Source organism: Bacillus sp. D48C, from assembly GCF_053345735.1.
In genome coordinates, this window is sequence record NZ_JBKFAQ010000010.1 from 158,804 (window position 1) to 177,747 (window position 18,944).

An 18,944-nucleotide genomic window follows, 5' to 3' on the forward strand; every position below is an offset into this window, starting at 1 on the left:
TCTTTTATTTTTACTCGTATAATAAGAATTTTGTTTAGCTATCATTTGATTAATCATATTTAGATTTCATTAACATAACTTAATATTAATCAGGAATTACACTACCCCCCAGTAGATTTGTAGTTCCTGTAATTGAGTCTATGGCTCTGATCAGAACCTGTTTGTTATAAACAACAGGTTCTTTTTAATTCTACTTTACGAATATTCTTTTCCACATTACACATACTATCTACGAGTCAGCTACACTCTTTCAAAACGGAGTTTTACTCCTCAGGCAAAATGGCAGGTGATTTGGTCAATCACCTGCCATTTCCGATAAAAATAACGCTTTTCTTTATTTATCAATAACTGAAGTTACTTAATGTAGTAAAACAATAATCGGATTGGCATTCAATACCATATTGCTAATGATTCAAATCGCAGAAAGCACCTTAGGGTGTCTTTTCTTTTGTTTGAAACAAAAACTGCCAAAATATTTGTATTTTCATTGATTTACGACTCGTATAAACTAACAAACTTCTTATATACAATTTGTTATCCTAAATGGGTTGACAATATGAACAGTTATAGAAGGATTTTGTGAATTGTAAAAACAACTTGTGCAAGTATTATTACTGGAATTTTTTTAATATGTTCAACAGGATGTGCCTATCAAACTGATTTCATCGCAGCTAAAACTCAATCTGTAGATGGAACATATACAACAAAAGATATCACAGAAACATTTTCTGTAGGAACACCCATAACTGCTTACATTCAAACAGCAGAAAAATGAACGTAAAATATCTCACTATTAAAAATAGTATTGATTAAATGCTCTAAACGTTACTAAACTATAATTCGGTAATTTGTTTGATCTGTCATAAGTTATAGTAATTTTGTGGTTTTACAATAAATAATTTTTTTAATATGCTATTCATAAGTACGGTTGGAAAATACTTTAACATTGCAACTTTGAAATATCTCATTATATGACTGTCAGATGAAGAAAAATTCGCTGCTTTGATAGATTTTTTTTGTATTTTTTCAATTTCATATTTTAAGTAAGATTCATAGTTATAGAAGGCTTCTTTGTGAGAAGGGCAATGTATTAACTCTTGAGTCAATTTGTAAGCCCCCAGCATAGATTTCCCACCACCAGTTCCTGACATAAAGGTCATAGCATGAGCCGCATCGCCTAATAATACTATACGTCCATCACTCCATTGTGGTAACTGGACAAGTGTCATTTGATCTTGAAAAATAAGATTTTCGTTATTTATACTTTCAATAACGTCACGTATCCCCCACTCAATGTCTTTGCATAACTCTAATAAGAATTCTTTATTATTTTTATTATGGAACTGTTCTCGATGCTTATTCTTATATATAAACATTCCCCAGATATAAGTATCATCCATCCCGCAATGAATATAACATCCTGGTAACAGTGTCTCTAAAGTTTGATTTTGCTTCAATTTCTCAGGGATAAGAGTAGGCCTTGGTATAGTAAACACAGAAAAACCTATATCCAGCTGTTTCATATATTGTTCTTTCATTAATAAATTACGTGTAACTGAATGAATACCGTCTGCCCCAATGACTAAATCAAAGGACTCCTTCCTTCCATCATGGAAGGTGACCTCAACCTGATCGCTATTTTGATGGAAGGAATGAATTGTTGTATTAAAATTCACATCAATAGAATTTCTTATGGATTCATAAAGAATCTCATGCAATATAAAACGGTGAATACTTATTGAACCACCCTGTTGGATATGAAATTTTCTAAAATCGATTTTGCGCAGTTCTTGTCCCCCTTTATCAACAAATTGTCTCATTTCTACTATGACTCCGTTTTTTTTAACCTGTTCTAATAATCCTAATTTATCAAGAACAAATATCGCATCTCCTCTTAAACTAATTACGGACCCAATCGACCGAAACGAGTGAGCCTTTTCAATAATAGTTGGAGAAAAACCATTAGATAAAAGACAATTTGCTAAAGTTAGTCCCGCAATACCACCACCAGAAATTAATACTTTCATAAAACCCCTCCTGATATTGATAATCATTATCATTTATAAATATAATATTACAAAAAATGGCTTATAACAAGAAGGAACTATATAATTACGGTATTTCTTCCATAGACATTTTCAATGCTGTCAAACAAAAAACGTCATTTAGTTTCAAATCATGTACAAGTGGTTATCATACACAAAAAGTATTAATTGGGTTAACGCTGTAAATAATAATTAATAAAGGAGGTGTAGTGTAATGGCTAGAGATGTTCTTTGTGAGGTAAATAACTGTAAATATTGGAATTCCGGAAACAAGTGCAATGCAGATGCTATTTATGTAATTAGTCATACAGGTAAACAAGCATCAGATAGTAAAGAAACAGATTGTAAAACATTTGTACCAGAAGAATTGTAATTTTTTGATGGATGAAGAAATAGAACATCTAATCCTAGGGTTGAAAATAACAGTACAATCTTGTATAGATAATAATTTATATAATGCTTACGAACTTAAAAAATATCTTGAAAATTAAGACTAGAATAAATAACCCACTTAATTGGAATTGAGTGGGTTATTTATTCTAGTTAATTAAAGAATCATGAAGACATTTTGAAGTTTTTGGATTTAATGTTTGTCACCGTATAAGTACTCTTCTCCCACATTTCTGAACGATATGTACCTGGTGGTAAAACAATGTGCCAGTATTTTTAATTTATACATATATTACTATTTCATTTTATCTGTTTTTGCAACAAATTGAGCTGCTTCTGCACGCGTTACGAATCTATCAGGTTCCCATCCAGATCCTGTACCAATAGAAATCCCTTTATTAATGAGAATATTTACATAGTCCTCACCCCAATGGCCTTTTAAGTCTGAAAATATAAGTTTGCTATTATTGGAATTCACCTTGGTATTAAGATTATATGTTCTTACTAAAATAGTCGCCATTTCGGCTCTCGTAATAGCTGCTTCTGGATTGTATTTTCCTGTTCCATCTCCTATAATAATCCCTTTTTTCTCAACTGCAGCGATGTAAGGTGCAGCCCAGTGATCTTGTGAATCATAAAATGTTGGTTTAGCAGATGAATCTACAGGTAAATCTACAGTTTTTGCAATAATTTTGGCAGCCTGTGCACGTGTTAATTGATCATATGGTGCAAATCTTCCATCTGGATAACCATTTATAATATGCTTATTAACTAAATAATCCACGGATTCTTTGGCCCAATTAGGTACATCTGAAAAAGAGGTTGCTGGAGTTTCTTTCTTAACTACAACATTTTGCATCACTGTTCCATTAAATAATATTGGATAATAGCCACCTGCATCAAAGCTGGTTTCAAATGTAAATTCTTTTTCCCCTGCGGTCTTCCATTTTATGACCCCGTTTGTAACTGTTCCATCTTCTTTCAATTTAATGCTCTTAGGTAGATTCCCCGCTGGATCAAATATTTGTACTTTTTGAGCCTCATTTATATTTCCTTCATTCAAAAAGATTTTTTGCCTTTGGATATTTGCTCGCTTTATATTTTTTAATGGGCGAATATCTGAAATAGCATTTGCATCTAAATTTACATTACTTAAATTCGGTAACATACTTAATGTTGAAATATCATTAATGTAGTTTGTTTCCAGGTTAAGAGTGTTTAATTGTTCCAATTTAGATAAAGGACTAATATCATTTATCTCATTATATTTTAAATCTAACTCTTTTAAATTCTTTAATTCGCTAATTGGTTGAATACTGTGGATTGTATTATATCCTAGCGACAATTCTTCTAAATTAGTTAATTGGTTAATACCAGTTATATTACTAATATTATTACTTGATAAAAATAACGATTTTAAAGAAGTTAATGTACATATTGGCCGAATATCCTCTATATTATTTCCTATTAAATCCAACCGTGTTATACTTTTCATCTCGTTTAATGGCGAATAGTCCGAAAGCTTAGTTTCTCTCAAATATAATTCTTCAACTTTTTTTAATTCAGTAAGTGGTTTAATATCATTCATTTGACTATAAGATAAATCAATAACTTTAAGATTTTTCAATTTAGATATTACTGACGAATCTTTGATTTGTGCATTTCTCAAGCTAAGACTTTCTAAATTTTGCAGGTACTCTAATCCTCTATAATCCTTTATCTCCTTATTGTCTAAATATATATCTTTAATTTCCAATAAATCTTCTTTTGTTATAGGTGCATTTGCATCCTCTCTATTTAAGACCCATTGATTAATATGTTGTCTTAACTTTTCATCGGGTATTAACTCTTTACTATCAACTGGTTTATTGCTGGAATCCTCTTTCATATTTGAAGCATCTATTTCAAATTGAACTTGATATTTATGATCATATCCCATGGTCGGAATCAGAACATGCATCTGCATATTATATTTCTTTGAGAATTCTCCTATCTCAAATTGAACCACTTTTGTCCCATTTTTTCTTTTATCTTCAGAAATTACCTGTACATCATGGAATACACCAGGTGTACGATAATCTTCTACTCTAAGATATTGAAAATAGTCACTATCCTGAACGGTTACCGTTACAATTTTCTTTCCATCTTTAATCGTAACTTTTGGCTCCTTTAAGTAATTAGATGTGATAGATGATTCATTGGTTTGATCCCTATATGTTTTTAAGATTACATCATAGGTACCTTCTGAAACTTTTTGATTTGTATTTACTTGAATAGGCGTTTCTGCTTTAACTATTGGAGAAGCAAGCACGTTAAATGGAACTACTAAGGATGCAGCCACAACCAATCTTTTTAGATATTTCGTCTTAATTTTTCCCAATATAATATCTCCCTTACATAAAGAGTAATAAAAAATAATTAACACTACAATCATATTGATAATGATTATCATTGTCAATATGATTGTGTTCAGAATTTACTTCTTGTTAGTAGTTTTTTCGGAACATCAATAATGTATTTATATAATTTTATGGAGATATACTCATTTTTCTAAATCTGTTGTATTATCTAACCAGCTAAATTTTAGAATTGTATGAGATGTCGGGATACAAAATATATTCAAGATTATTTCTATAAAAAAGTGCTCCTAAATTTATATAGGAGCACTTTTTTATGAAACGTTATTTTTAATCTGCGTAGGAACTATTTTATTATAATACCCATGCTTCACAACTTGCCTAACATCATCTACTTCAATATCCATTACTTCTGTAATATCTACAACAATTGTATTTTGTAGAACAGTCACTACAAATCCTGTTAATTGTAAATTAGGATTTTTACGATATGAAAATTGAACGTAATCTCCAAGTTTTACTTTTGTGTTATGATCCATTTTGTGTCCCCCTAAATTATCGTTAAGTATTCAATAGTTTCCCCCAATTTTGATTCTTCATACTGGTTGGCAAGTATATAAAATAAAGAACACTTAATCTTATTTTTCGTAGCTCCTGTTACAGCATTGGATTTTTAAATAATTTATAGCACATTTTATAATTTGTTTCTCAATATAGAAATAGATGTTAAATATAGGTTTTATATAGAAGTAAAGTAAGGAATATACTATTATTAATGTTAAGAAAGTCTTTGACTTTTTCTCCTTATGAAAAAGATAAGATCCTCTCCGGTCTTATCTTTTTTATTTTGGATTTGTTATACAAAAAAGAGCATCCCTATAACGAGGACGCTGCAACAGGAAAGAACAAATATATAATAATAAAAAGAATTACTTATATTATAATTTGAGAATGATATAATAAATATTGAGAAAATTCAAAATAAGTTGAATATATTTGTATACTTAATTATAATTGATTAAGAGCTGGGTACTATCCTGTCATCTATTCCTTTTTTAAAGAAGATTGATTCAATCTTCTTTTTTTTATTTTTTGTCTCTCTCCCCCGAAAAATAGAATATGAATTACCTAATAATTGTGGAAATCGCTTGTTTGTAAGTTAGTTGTTGCTTACCCTGAACCATCATAAGAACCGTAAATTTATCTGTTGCAAGAATTTTCCCGCGTATGGGAACCCCACTCTTTAAAAATATGGTGCAGTCCCCCTTTTTTACTTTTAATTGTTCATACGTATCTCCTTGTAAGTTATACATGAAACAAGCCCCCTATTTATATATATTCTCAATACTTGCTACTATATAACTATCGTAACACAATTAAATACAAATGCCGCTCCAGGTACGTATTTCGCAACAAATTAATTTAAAATACAGAAAATTGATTATTCTTTCTAAAAAGCATAGTCAACTTGTAGTAGTAAATACAAGTTGACTACAAACTGTAACAAATATTACCAATAAGCACAATGAAACAACAGTAATCCGTTTATTTGACTATTCATTCCTGGAATTAGTCTTGGTCAAGTTTACTCTTTTTTCACTTTGATACACCTGAATATTTCTAAATAATAAACACATACTATACACAGGCAATAAGCCATAACTCATTTAATCTGTCCCAGTATTTCTTCTCTTCTCTTTTCTGTATTGAGCAGTTAGTCTACTCTAACTGCTCTTATCCTTTCAATTAACTTGTCACCATTTATAAAAATACATATATATTATGTATGTGAAAGCTTTCCCACTCATATTATTCTCCCTAAAAGGGCCTACTCTCACAACAGAACCTTTTTAAAGAATGATTTTTTATGACATGTTTTGTATCTCAAAAAACTTATATATATCGTACTCTTTACCAGTAAGAGTAATATTGTTTTCAGGAATATTTAAACACAAACGCTTCTTTTATTCACTTTATCTGCTAAAACACATACAAAATGCATAGTTACCTCAGTATTAGTCATAAGACCCCTTATAGGGTGCTCTTTATTTTTTCTGGTTACTAACCCTTTCTATGAAACAAGCTATTGTTTTAAAGTTGTTTCAAATTCCCCATAAATTACATATATTGAAATGAATAGTCGTTACTGTATACTCACCTTAAAAGCATCTTCTTCTCAAGGCGCTCTACACATTTATCAATAAATGCCGATTTTTTTGAAATACTATACACATTTTAACTAGACAAGCATATATTTATATAGACAGGACATAGCTTTTTATTACGCATGCACAAAATTGTTCATGTTTTTTCGCATATATCATAAAAGTTCACACTAAAATTGCACATCTATAGAACATTTCCTTTCAAAAGGTTCTGTCCTTAGCAACATCCTTCTGCACTTTTTTTGATAAGCTGCTTACCATAACTTATATAAGTGAACCTCGGTAACATGTGCTATATCTTTTTAATTGATACTTCTAGTTTAATGATTTTTTCATTTTGAATTTTCTATCAATTTATGTTATACTAAAAAAAAGAGTCGAGTCTCCTTTAGGCGATGTTTATTATAAAAAACCAATTCTACCATACAAGAATTGGTTTTTTGTAATTTATTTACTATAAATATTAAAACTAGTTTGTGGTATACTTTTAAAGAGAAAAAATCAGTGACAAGTCTCTTCTATTTATCAGTACCTTGTCACTGATTTTTTCTCTTGTGTCTACTTCTTGCATCTTAAAAGAGCCATAATCTCAGCCATTGGGGATTATGGCTCTTTTTCTTGCTTTCTTTATTATAATACAGTTGAAGGAACGTTCCTCAAGTTTTACAATTAATTATTTTTTTATTTCCTTTTTAGACTCAGCTCCCAGTTGCTCTAAAAAGCCTAAAAGTCCTAATAACGTAGCTAAGGTGGCTGCTTTTAAAAAAAACTCAGTTTAATCAATTAATTGTGTTAAGAATCCATTGAAAGGATATTGTTAAACTTTTCTTTATTTTTTAATACAAGTATGTCACATTGTATTTCGTATGTATATCAAATCAAATTGATATACCGTGTAGTTTAAGTATCGTCACCTAAATTTGAATCTTCGTATCTAATACTGTTCGATATTCTTCTAAGATCAGTACATCAAGATGCATGCTACTTACCTTCTAAATACTAATTAGGTACATGTTTTATGTTATCGAATGTGGCTTTGATTTTTTCAGCTCGTTCATACTACGTTTTTGTTGTAGCTGTTGAAAAAATTCGAGATTTAAGGAGTATAAGTAAGTAAGCAGGTTCTTGTAAAATTAACATCGCTCAACTTGCTATATCTCTTCCTAGCTAATAGCTATATCTCTCATTTATATAGTAATACAAGATTTTTCTTCTAGTAGAATGTACTCCGCCTCTTTTAACTGATGAAAAGGGCCTAATTGCACACTATATATCGTATTACCCACTGCTTTCATTCCCGAAAAAAATATATTTCTCCTTCTATTTCGTAGTCAGGACGTATAATCAGCCCTTTTTGACTTTCATATTGAACATGACCAATTTCAACCATCCCTTCATTTAACAAGACATCTCGAGCATTTGTATAGTCATTTCGAAAATCGGTATGTATCGTTTTATAAGACATTGTATCCCTCCAGCGGTTTGATGAGTGGTTTTTAACTTTGTACATCCTAAGTGTCTGGCATCTATTTTTAATGGCATATACGTTTAAATTCAATGTAGGAAAACATAATTCCTAGTATGTTCTTGTTCTTTTATGAAAAAGTAACATTTGTCATGTTGTATTTATAGAATCCAAAAAGAGTAGCACCCTTACTCAGGTACTACTCTATCTTCATGCTATTGTATACATAGTTTAATATCCAAGTATGCCAACAATTTGAGTTGCTTTATTGTTACGAATGGAATAATAAATTTCTAAACCTTTACGTTCAGCTTTTAGTACTTTACCCTTCATTTTCGATAAATGTTGTGACACAGATGATTGGGGTATCTCTAAAATTTTTGTTAGCTGCGAAACATTAAAAGTATTATGCTTGCTTAGCTCATTTACAATACGTAAACGAATTGGATGCGCCATTATTTTTAAAATTTCAACATCTTCTTCTGTAATATTAGTTTTTTTTGATTCCAGTACAGTGCTTGTCATAGTTATTCTCCTTTATTATTTTCTTATGAGAAGTTATTTATCCAAGTATCCCGTATCAAAATTTATATTTTAATAGATAAACATTAGTGTACCATTAAAAACTATTATATAACGCATTATCTATGTGAGTGTGAAGTTAATCTGGAGTTTGCGTGATTTTTATATATTCCAATGTACAATTAAATAAATACACATCTGACATCCAATGTTTCATAAAAATAAATAATAATATAAGTTTCTCTTACTTACTTATGAAAGAGTTTTGGTCAGAATGCATCGACAGTTCTACAATTCTATTACATATAATTACGTTCTTACACTCTAAACTTAATTACTATTTTCACATCTTTCTATAAAAGTGAGTAGCAACATACATCTGTCACAATTTGAACCATAACTTTACCCTTTTAGAAAATTATGGATCAAGTATCAAATAACAAGAAAATGAATACTAAATGTTGCAGGTAATAAAAAGATTTTAAAATCAATACTCTTCACAGAAATTAACCAGCTCCTCAAAATCAAGAACTGGTTAATTTGTGTTTAAATAATACATTTATTAATAGATATATAAAAATTATAGAATTCAACATATACCTGAAACAATACATATAAAGTTACCTACCAAATCGTATCTTCCAAAGTAATTAGGTATTATAAAGTGGTCTCCTTTTTTAAAGGAATAGTCCTCCCCTTCTTTAATTAACTCACCTGCACCCTCTATTACACTAACAAGAAGGAATTCTTTTTGTTGTTCCAAACTAGTTAATCCATCTAACTCCCATTTTGCCACTGAAAAATATGGACATTTGATAAAGCTAGTTATACTCAAATCATCTACTTTTTCCTGTTTAACCATTAACTGATTTGATATAAATGGAGTTTCTATTACATCAATGCTCTTTTCAAGATGCAGATCACGTAAATTCCCTTCTGAATCTCTTCTATCATAATCATACAATCTATAGGTTGTATCAGAATTTTGTTGTGTTTCTAATACTAAAATCCCTTTACCAATTGCATGAACAGTTCCACTCGGCACATAGTAGAAATCTCCAGGTTTCACCTTCACACGATGTAACAGTTTGTTCCACTCTTTCTGTTCAATCATAGACATTAATTCTTCTCTTGTTTTCGCATGATGCCCATATATAATTTCTGCGTCTTTAGTGGAATCGATTACATACCAGCATTCTGTTTTTCCTAATTCTCCATTCTCATGCACGCTAGCATATTCATTATTGGGATGAACTTGAACAGATAAATCTTGATTGGCATCCAAAATTTTTGTAAGAAGGGGGAACCGTTCCCCCTCCATATTTCCAAATAAATCTCGATGATTTTCCCACAATTCCCCCAAGGATAGCCCTTTATATTTTCCATTCTTAACAATACTTTGTCCATGTTGATGTGCAGCAAAAGCCCAACACTCTCCGGTTTGATTTGATGGAATCTCATATCCAAAAGAGGTTAAATGTGTCCCCCCCCAAATTCTTTCTTTAAAAACAGGTGCAAAAAATAATGGTTCCGTCATGATTATAATCCTCCGTTCTATATAATTTCACCTAGTAGCTTGTATGCTTCTTCTTTTGTTTGGACGGATAATAACCGCTCTCTATAACTGTCATCCATTAGTTTTCGAGAAAGCATTTGAAGGATTTTTAAATGTTGATTTCCCTCATTTTCTTTTGGTACGGCAATCATAAATATTAATTTCGCTTCCGTTCCATCAAGGCTCTTCCAATCCACCCCTGATTGTTTAATTCCAAATACCACGCTCGGTTTCCTAACAGCATCTGATTTTCCATGCGGAATCGCAATATTTATACCAATTCCTGTAGTACCTTCTTGCTCACGGTTCATAATAGCTTGTTTAAATTCTGTCACTGAATATAATGCACCCACCTGCTTTAACTTTTGAATCATTTCATCAATGATGTCATCTCGTGTTTCCCCTTTTAAGTCCGTTTCAATTAATTCTAAACTTGTAATATCTGTTAATTTTTTAATTTCTACCTTGTCTACTTGTTCGCCTCTTGCTTGAGCTTCCTGTTCCAGTTGTTGCACTTCTATTGTTGCTGAAACTTCTTTTATTTGTTCATTTTCTTGTTTTTCTAACTTTGAAACGTCTTTTTTCAATACATTTACTACAACAGCTGTCACAATAGAGCCTACAATTACAGCCACAAAAAACATAAATACATTATCTACTGCTCCTAACACAGCAACAATTGGACCACCATGTGCTACTCTGTCTCCTACATGACCGATCATCGCAATCACAGCACCCGTCATCGAACCAGCCATTATACTTGGAATAACCCGAAGTGGATCTTGTGCTGCAAAGGGAATCGCACCTTCCGTAATACCAAATAGCCCCATTGTAAATGATGCTTTACCCATTTCTCTCTCTGAATCTTGAAATTTCCCCTTACCTATGAAAGTAGCCAGTCCCATTCCAATTGGTGGGATACATATTGCCGCAGCAATTGGACCCATAATTTCATAGTTTCCTTCTCCAATCATTGCTGAACCAAATAAGAATGCAACTTTATTAACTGGACCACCCATATCAAATGAAATCATTGCCCCTAAGATTAAGGCTAAAAGAATTGAACTTGAACCTTGCATACCTGCTAACCAAGCTGTTAATGATACGAAAACTTGTGCAACAGGAGCACCAATAATAAATACAAATGCTAAGCCTACAATAAGAGAAGTAAATACCGGAATAATAATAATCGGCATAATTGGTTGAATCGCTTTTGGAACTTTTAATTTTTTGATTCCTAACGCTATGTAACCAGCTAAGAAACCAGCGATAATACCACCAAGAAAACCAGCACCACTTTCACTTCCGTAAAAGCTTCCTGTTGCTGCAATATATCCACCAATCATACCAGGAACAAGTCCAGGCTTATCCGCTATACTATATGCAATATATCCAGCTAGTATTGGAACCATGAACGTAAATGATGCACCACCAATTTGTTCAATAGTTTTCCAGAAAGAACCCTCCGGAATCACTAAACCCCCAGGTGTTTTTTCTCCCCCAATTGTTAACGCAATTGCAATTAATAATCCCCCGACTACGATAAATGGGACCATAAAAGATACACCATTCATTAAATGACGATATATCGGATTTTGCTTTCTTTCCTGTTGGTTACTTTCTACTATTTTTGACTGTGAATGATAAAGAGATACATTCCCGCTGATTATTTTCTGAATTAATTCTCCTGGTTTACGAATACCATCTTGTACCCCAACAACCAACAATTTTTTCCCTACAAATCTATCTTTATTTACGACCCTATCTGCAGCTATAATAATGCCGTCTGCTTCGCGAATATCTTGTTCCGTCAACTCATTTTCTACCCCTATTCCACCTTGGGTTTCAATTTTCATTTGGATTCCTAATTTATCCGCTGTTTTTTGCAAATTTTCAGCTGCCATATAAGTATGGGCAATCCCATTTGGACATGATGTAACCGCTAACAATTTCATTCTTAATCCTCCTCACACTTTTTACTAAGCGCCTACACTTACTATAAATTAATATTACGACGTCAAAAGTTTCATTTTTTACCGTAACTTCCGGAAAAATAAACCTTTTACCCAAGCGAAAAACGGGTTATTTGATTCTCCACTTTTCGGTTAATTATGTAAAAAGGACAAAAATTTCATTACGTTTGTTTCTTTCGTAAGCTTTTGAATAAAGGATGGTTGCTCACTTATAAAGGATAGTTCCTGAAACAATTGTTTCGTTACCTCTTGTCCATCACTTTTAACTGCTAGCATAAATACAAGTGATACCTTCTCTGCTCCCCAATTAATTGGCTCCTTTAATGTAGCAATTGCTATTACTGACTCTTGAATAAATTTCGGATTTCCATGAGGAATTGCGATTCCTGCCCCAATCGTTGTCGCTGACATTTTTTCTCTTATGATTGCATTTTCTGCATACTGTTTATCTACATAACCCTTACTATGCAAAGCATACGCTAACTTTTCAATTAGCTCATATGGATGTTGTATATCCTGTTGTAAAAACACTAAAAATGGAGATGTATAGTTGAACATAACAAAGTCTTTTGGTTCTTTATAACTTGGCTCATCACAATTTTGTATAAATTCCCCTAGCTTCTTTTCTTCCAGCCCCTCTAATAATGGGGATACTACTATATGAGGAATGTTTAAACTTGAAAGAGTAGTAGTTGAAATAACGAGATCCACATCACGATGTTTCATCATATAACTTTGTAAATCAGCTTTTGATATACAGTCCATCACATGAATATGACGAAATTTACGCTCAATTTTTGTACGTAACAACTGCGACATGCCAATTCCCATATGACAAACAATAATTACATTTTTAGATTTTCCCTGGTAATCTAACCGTTCAACAGATGCTTCAAAGTGTAGAGTAAGATAAGCCGCTTCTTCTTCTGGAATATATATAGTTAGAGATTCGTAAATTTCTTCTAATACTTGTATCAATACATTAAACACATAGGGATACATTCTTTTTATATCGTGTAACATTGGATTTGAGACAGAAAGGTCATAGTTTAAACGATTCAATGTGGTATATAAATGAATAGTTAACCCTTCTATTAAAATATCGTCTTTACTGAAATCAATTTCATACAACTGCGACATACGTTTAACTAATTGCTGTATAACCATAGAAAGAATTGGATTACTTTCAGTAAGTGTGCTGCCCTGCATTGGTTTATCTTGATAACGAATTTTCCCACCTAATATATGAGCTGTTAAATACGTAACTTCTTCCTCAGTAAAATGCACAGAAAAAACACATTCCAACTGTTTTAAAAATTCCAATGTCCATATATATTCTTTTGTTTCTTTCAGTATTTTAATTTCCTTTTCAGCATTTATAATAGGTTGCTTAAGTTTCATTCTTCGTACCATAAGCAACGTATGCACTAATAAACTTTCAAATGTATCATCTGTAAAAAATAATGCATTTCGTTTTTGCAACGCTTTTAATTCGTTCGTAACAAATTCAACCTCATGATATTGAAATTGTTCTTTAATAAATTGATTCGTAAGATCTGAATTACGAATCAAATCTGATAATCTAGCCAATGCTCTTCTTTTTTTCTTTTCATCTCCATCAATAATAAGTCCAACTCGCTGTTTTGAAATAATAGTTAAATCAAAATGATGCAACCATTTTTTAATTCTATCTAGATCTTTTTTAATAGTAGTCCGACTTACAAAATGTTGAGATGCCATATCCTGTGCAGTAACTGCCTTTACATTCATTAATAAGTTGTAAGCAATTTGTAGAATTCTTTCTTCATCTAATTCATATTTTGTACGATTATTAATACAATAAAGTTTATTAAACAAGTCCACCTTTTCATATTCCTCAATCTCTAAGTACACACCTAATCCCGGTTTCCTAACAAGAATCGCACTTGTATAATTCGCAAGGTGCTCCTCGATTATTTTAAAGTCATTACGAATTGTTTTTTCAGAGCAATTCACCTGATCCGCAAGGTCTTGTACTAATAAATAGTCGTTAGATTCAGATAATAGAAAAAATAAAATTTCTTTTTGTCTTGTATTCATAAATTTCACCTATCTCTTATATACTTCTATGTTATATGCATTACTTTACAAGATACTTTTACCCTCTCTTATAACTAGCACTTTCGATTATTTGTACTCACTTTCAAATTTTTGCTACCTTACGTTAAAAATTCCTATTTAGATTAAATTATTTTTCTCTATACTCCAGTATTGCTTCTATTTTAAGTATCTAAGAAGACAATTACTTTCAATATACAGTAAAGTAGCCTAATTAAAAGTTTAATATATTACCAAGGCTCCGGAAAAGCGGCTTTATTACTTAAAACTATCAGTGGGAGCGATAATCAAAAATAGAACCCTGTATTTACAGTTGTTTATCTACATAATTAATTTTAATCTCTCTTCTAGAATCTCTCTATCCGATTGTGATTTTGAAATTATAAGACATGTATCATTTCCACAAATACATCCTACTTTTTCTTTCCAGTCTAAAGAGTCTAATAACACACCTATAACATGTGCATTCCCCGGTAAAGTTTTAATAATGGTTAATTGATTTATATAATCAATCTTTACAACAACTTCTCCCAGCTTTTTCTTTAACATCGTATCAGCTTGTATGTTATCTCCTGTAAGATTTTTGTATATAGTTAAACCGTTTGAAGAAACTGTCTTTATTAAATTTAATTCGCGAATATCTCGGGAAATAGTAGCTTGTGTTACTATTTCTCCTTTTTCTGCTAACAGCTCTACTAACTTTTCTTGTGTATCTATTTCATGCTCTCTAACCACTTGTTTAATTAGCCTTTGTCTTTTCTCTTTTCTCATAAAAGACGCCCCTTATATCGTTATACTTTTATTATATCTTGCTATAAATTTTATTCGAAAGAGACAAAGGAGAATGTTGCGGAAACGTTCATAGTTTTGAGTACTTTACGCCTCTTTAGGGGTCTAGCCTCATTGCTATCAACCCATTTTATGATTTTCGTTTCTATTTACTTATATTTTCATTGTTACTAAACTCTACTTCATTTTTATTTTGTCTATATCCAAGTTTGCCTTGTGTGAAAATAAGAATAAATAACCAAACCCAATCCTAACACTACAAATAAATCCGAATTCTTTAAAATAGGATTATTGAAATGAGTTTGTACCAGGCTAGAACTAGCAAGATAATAAATACGTTACCTTGATGGCTATTATAGAAACCAGTGAGAATCATTGAGATCGGCAAACACAACAAAATAAAATTGGCAAATGAATATATAGGATAGAAAGATCAGAACCCTGTTCACCTCTTTGTGCAGCTGTTAAAAAATGTGACAGATGCCAAAAATCCCACAAAACACCAAGTAGTAATGTATATTTTAACAATCCAAACTTTAATTGTCATCGAGGCAGAGAGAAACCACGCCATCCGATTTCCTTAGGCAAAGATCCATCAAGAAAGAAAATGGCTACATAAGAGATGAGATAGGTTACAAAAAATTCAGAAGTAAGGCCATGGAAAGTAGGTATCCCTCCATTTAATATCACCATACCCAGAAACATTACAACAAGGATAACCATTAGAGTAGACAAGCAGAAAGAGAAGTCCATAATTGTATAGACTTCTCTTTCTTACTTGCAATTTATCATTAAAAAACTATGCAAATTATCTCCTAAAGTTACAGTATGACAGGTAAAGAAATACAATTAAAAGTGGAATAGTAAAAAAGCACTCAAAAGATTAATTTTTTTCTCAATAACCGACATTATTTAATGTGATAAGATAATATTTGGATTGGCATCCAATACCATATTACGATGGTTCAAATCGCAGGAAGGCACCTTAGGGTGTCTTTTTTATTATAAGCCCCCTAGTATTAATAAACTTAGGGGTTAAACAATTGAAAGGTAAAAATATTCGGAATTCCATAAACCAAGAACAAAGTGGGATTTTTCCTAAACCAATTCGTAGATCTGCAGCGAACGCTCGAATTGGTACAGAAATCTGGATACCTTCTACAACTAAGAAATATTGTCCACTTACTACTTGGAAACAAGCTAATTGCATGGTTATTACTCCCCTTTGTTAGGATTAATACATTACATTTTCGTAAAACATGTAATTGGTTGATAATCAGGAGAAATCACCCTAGATTGCCTTTACTTTATTTTCAAATGGACCTGCTCATTTAATCCGTAAAAACATAACGTAAATTGCATTCATTAACGTATACTTACATGTGCGACCTCTGTTCTTTCTCCTATTACTCAAAAAGGGATTCGTATATTCTATAGTGGCGGATTTGCTTTACTGATTGTTCTATTCATACTGTTAATCATTATCGGATGTAGTTGTTGGGGCTATGGTGGTGGATTCGGTTACTAAGAAAAATAGGAGGAAGACACCTTTAGGTGTCTTTTCTTTATGTATTTTGAAATCTATTATAATGATAAAGAGGTTTAATTTAGAGAGGAATTTAATATGAATTTCAGTTCATTGAACTACTCACCACTTAACGTCCTTACGGACTTTTTGAAGTGGGAGATTCCTGCGAACACCGATGTATCCACCAGTTCTATTAACAGGCTCTACCCGTAGTCCCTACGGTGAGAACATAAGTATCTTGTACGTTGACGCACCACACTCCCTACTTTAGCCTGGTTTTCGCAACTTCGGCAAGCATAGGGCGATAGAACGTTGAAGATTTTACGGTTGCAACGTTTTTCTGCAACCAACCTCATATCTTCAGTTTTCGAAGAGCAATCTGTACAAGTAAATGATAGCAAACATGTCGGCTTATGCCACCCAACATTCATATCCCACCTAAAATTGGTGTTTTACACCTTCACGTTTTTGAGGAAAGAGTCTTCTGTCGGAAGACGATAAAATTACCAACACACCATACAAAATATGGACATATATACCAGTTCTATTTTAAAGATATCAATAGATATCTTTTTTCTCCTTTGTTTTTCGTTATGTCCATTATATGCTCTTTGATTTACAATCTCACCAATATAAAAAAGACTACCATTACTGATAGTCCTTTTTAGGTAGATTTAGAGATTATTATTATAACATATATACATCAAAATAATAAGTTTAATTGTTTTTACGATAAGAATATTGTTCAAAAAAAATGTGCGTAATTCTTTTATAGACTTTTTTTATGACCACTGTTTTAATCATAAAGTGCTTAAATTCAAAAATATACATAGCATAGAACTTAATATGTTAATCCTAATAAATCAGTAATCTCAATGACCTTCTTATCCACTACTCTGCAATAAAGCCTTGTGCCTTTGCGCTCGCTAATTACAATATTACCTATAGTTAGTTTTCGCAAATGTTGTAAAATCATAGGTTCCGAAATATGCGTCGCAGTGCTCAACTGAGAAACTGTTAAGGTACCACTTACAATCAATTCACGTACAATTAATAAACGACTTGGACTACCTAATAATTCTAAGATTTTAGCACTACCTTCATAATCACTAGAATCCATGTTGAAATCGCAAGACATAATATTCATCTCCCTAATATAAATATTGAATATTTTAACATATAAACCAAAATACACCCTAATATTTTCTATAAAATTGAAAAAAATCAATTTCAAGTTATTTAAATTGGCGAAAAACACCTTAGAGTGTCTTTTTTTGCATAAAAAAAGGCTCCATTTCTGGAGCTCTCAAAAAATAATATAAGTAAATGAATTAAAAAAATAACAAACAATTAATTATATAATATATACATATTAAATTCATAATATAAAATCCCATTATTGCTCTACAATCAAATTGAAATGGTTCAATTCGAAGAAAGGTACTCTTAGATGTCTTTTCTTTATTTGAAACACATTCTGCCAAAATATTTGTATCTTTGTTGGTTTACGACTTACATAAACTAACAAACTTCGTATATATAATTTGTTATCCTAAATGGGTTGACAATACGAACAGCTATAGGAGGATTTTGTGAATGGTAAAAAAGACTTGTGTAAGTATTATTACTGGAATTCTTTTAATATGCTCAACAGGTTGTTCCACTCAAACTGATTCCATTGCAGCTCAAACTCAATCAATAGATGGCACATATACAACAGAAGATATCATAAGCGTATTTCCTGTAGGGACACCCCTAACTACTTATATTCGCAAAGAAGAAAAACTGAACGTAAAACATCTCACCAGTATTACGCTTACAGATGGTGGCGTCGGTAAAGTCCTGGAAGCAACAGATGGGTTTGTTATTGTATGCAGCAATGAAAAAGGAGTTTTTGATGTGTTAATATTTAAGACTATGGAAGATGTAGAGAAATATGAACAAAGTTTGGCGCTATAATTAATACACTTCCAGCCTCCTCATATACACCGTATCTATTCTAGATTACAAGCTCACCAATATAAAATAGCCCACCTACTCCCGTAGATGGGCTATATC

At 31.7% G+C, this 18,944-nt stretch carries 15 protein-coding genes and 2 pseudogenes; 5 read left to right on the forward strand and 12 right to left on the reverse strand.

Translation table 11 applies throughout. The annotated features are described in order from the left end of the window. Positions 1 to 583: 583 nt before the first annotated feature. Positions 584 to 792, forward strand: a pseudogene (locus ACLBXA_RS21995) (hypothetical protein); the annotation flags it as partial. A gap of 68 nt (positions 793 to 860) precedes the next feature. Here the strand turns inward: ACLBXA_RS21995 and ACLBXA_RS22000 are convergent. Beyond that, positions 861 to 2,027 carry an FAD-dependent monooxygenase gene (locus tag ACLBXA_RS22000; protein ID WP_000866095.1) on the reverse strand — a complete coding sequence of 389 codons (1,167 nt, stop codon included), beginning with the start codon at positions 2,025 to 2,027 and terminating at the stop codon, positions 861 to 863. Positions 2,028 to 2,259: 232 nt separating this feature from the next. Between ACLBXA_RS22000 and ACLBXA_RS22005 the strand changes: the two genes are divergently transcribed. Beyond that, positions 2,260 to 2,418: a DUF1540 domain-containing protein gene (locus ACLBXA_RS22005; RefSeq protein WP_000090307.1), complete on the forward strand. Its 159-nt coding sequence runs from the start codon at positions 2,260 to 2,262 to the stop codon at positions 2,416 to 2,418. Between the two features lie 312 nt (positions 2,419 to 2,730). On the opposite strand, the gene ACLBXA_RS22010 is transcribed toward ACLBXA_RS22005, so the two are convergent. The 10 genes and pseudogenes from ACLBXA_RS22010 to ACLBXA_RS22055 form a co-directional block, all read right to left on the reverse strand. Next, positions 2,731 to 4,815: an S-layer homology domain-containing protein gene (locus ACLBXA_RS22010; protein ID WP_447617480.1), complete on the reverse strand. Its 2,085-nt coding sequence runs from the start codon at positions 4,813 to 4,815 to the stop codon at positions 2,731 to 2,733. A 291-nt stretch (positions 4,816 to 5,106) separates the two neighbouring features. Next, a complete protein-coding gene (locus ACLBXA_RS22015; protein ID WP_242297151.1) occupies positions 5,107 to 5,331 on the reverse strand; it encodes a DUF2187 family protein in 225 nt (74 codons plus the stop codon). Between the two features lie 585 nt (positions 5,332 to 5,916). Further along, positions 5,917 to 6,105, reverse strand: coding sequence for an RNA chaperone Hfq (gene hfq, locus ACLBXA_RS22020; protein WP_242297152.1), 189 nt, complete (start codon positions 6,103 to 6,105; stop codon positions 5,917 to 5,919). A 2,143-nt stretch (positions 6,106 to 8,248) separates the two neighbouring features. Then, the gene (locus tag ACLBXA_RS22025) at positions 8,249 to 8,422 is read right to left on the reverse strand and encodes a hypothetical protein (protein ID WP_277489720.1); all 174 of its coding nucleotides are present in this window, start codon (positions 8,420 to 8,422) and stop codon (positions 8,249 to 8,251) included. A gap of 231 nt (positions 8,423 to 8,653) precedes the next feature. Next, the gene (locus tag ACLBXA_RS22030; protein WP_000204906.1) at positions 8,654 to 8,947 is read right to left on the reverse strand and encodes an ArsR/SmtB family transcription factor; all 294 of its coding nucleotides are present in this window, start codon (positions 8,945 to 8,947) and stop codon (positions 8,654 to 8,656) included. Between the two features lie 586 nt (positions 8,948 to 9,533). Next, positions 9,534 to 10,481 (reverse strand): mannose-6-phosphate isomerase, class I, encoded by a 948-nt coding sequence (manA, locus tag ACLBXA_RS22035; protein ID WP_277489724.1) that lies wholly within the window; start codon positions 10,479 to 10,481, stop codon positions 9,534 to 9,536. 17 nt (positions 10,482 to 10,498) lie between these two features. Further along, positions 10,499 to 12,454: a fructose-specific PTS transporter subunit EIIC gene (locus ACLBXA_RS22040; RefSeq protein ID WP_447617481.1), complete on the reverse strand. Its 1,956-nt coding sequence runs from the start codon at positions 12,452 to 12,454 to the stop codon at positions 10,499 to 10,501. A gap of 150 nt (positions 12,455 to 12,604) precedes the next feature. Further along, a complete protein-coding gene (locus ACLBXA_RS22045) occupies positions 12,605 to 14,551 on the reverse strand; it encodes a BglG family transcription antiterminator (protein WP_447617482.1) in 1,947 nt (648 codons plus the stop codon). Positions 14,552 to 14,890: 339 nt separating this feature from the next. Further along, a complete protein-coding gene (locus tag ACLBXA_RS22050) occupies positions 14,891 to 15,340 on the reverse strand; it encodes an arginine repressor (protein WP_277489726.1) in 450 nt (149 codons plus the stop codon). Between the two features lie 163 nt (positions 15,341 to 15,503). Next, positions 15,504 to 16,093: pseudogene (locus ACLBXA_RS22055) on the reverse strand (CPBP family intramembrane glutamic endopeptidase); the annotation flags it as partial. A gap of 308 nt (positions 16,094 to 16,401) precedes the next feature. Between ACLBXA_RS22055 and ACLBXA_RS22060 the strand changes: the two are divergent. Both ACLBXA_RS22060 and ACLBXA_RS22065 read left to right on the forward strand, forming a co-directional pair. Next, entirely contained in the window at positions 16,402 to 16,590 is a 189-nt protein-coding gene (locus tag ACLBXA_RS22060; protein ID WP_447617503.1) for a hypothetical protein, read from the forward strand. A 173-nt stretch (positions 16,591 to 16,763) separates the two neighbouring features. Further along, positions 16,764 to 16,886 (forward strand): YjcZ family sporulation protein, encoded by a 123-nt coding sequence (locus ACLBXA_RS22065; protein WP_277489930.1) that lies wholly within the window; start codon positions 16,764 to 16,766, stop codon positions 16,884 to 16,886. An 841-nt stretch (positions 16,887 to 17,727) separates the two neighbouring features. Here ACLBXA_RS22065 and ACLBXA_RS22070 read toward each other — a convergent pair. Beyond that, positions 17,728 to 18,024 (reverse strand): ArsR/SmtB family transcription factor, encoded by a 297-nt coding sequence (locus ACLBXA_RS22070; RefSeq protein ID WP_001277523.1) that lies wholly within the window; start codon positions 18,022 to 18,024, stop codon positions 17,728 to 17,730. A 458-nt stretch (positions 18,025 to 18,482) separates the two neighbouring features. On the opposite strand from ACLBXA_RS22070, the gene ACLBXA_RS22075 reads away from it, so the two are divergent. Further along, positions 18,483 to 18,845 carry a hypothetical protein gene (locus tag ACLBXA_RS22075; protein WP_277489729.1) on the forward strand — a complete coding sequence of 121 codons (363 nt, stop codon included), beginning with the start codon at positions 18,483 to 18,485 and terminating at the stop codon, positions 18,843 to 18,845. Positions 18,846 to 18,944 lie beyond the last annotated feature (99 nt).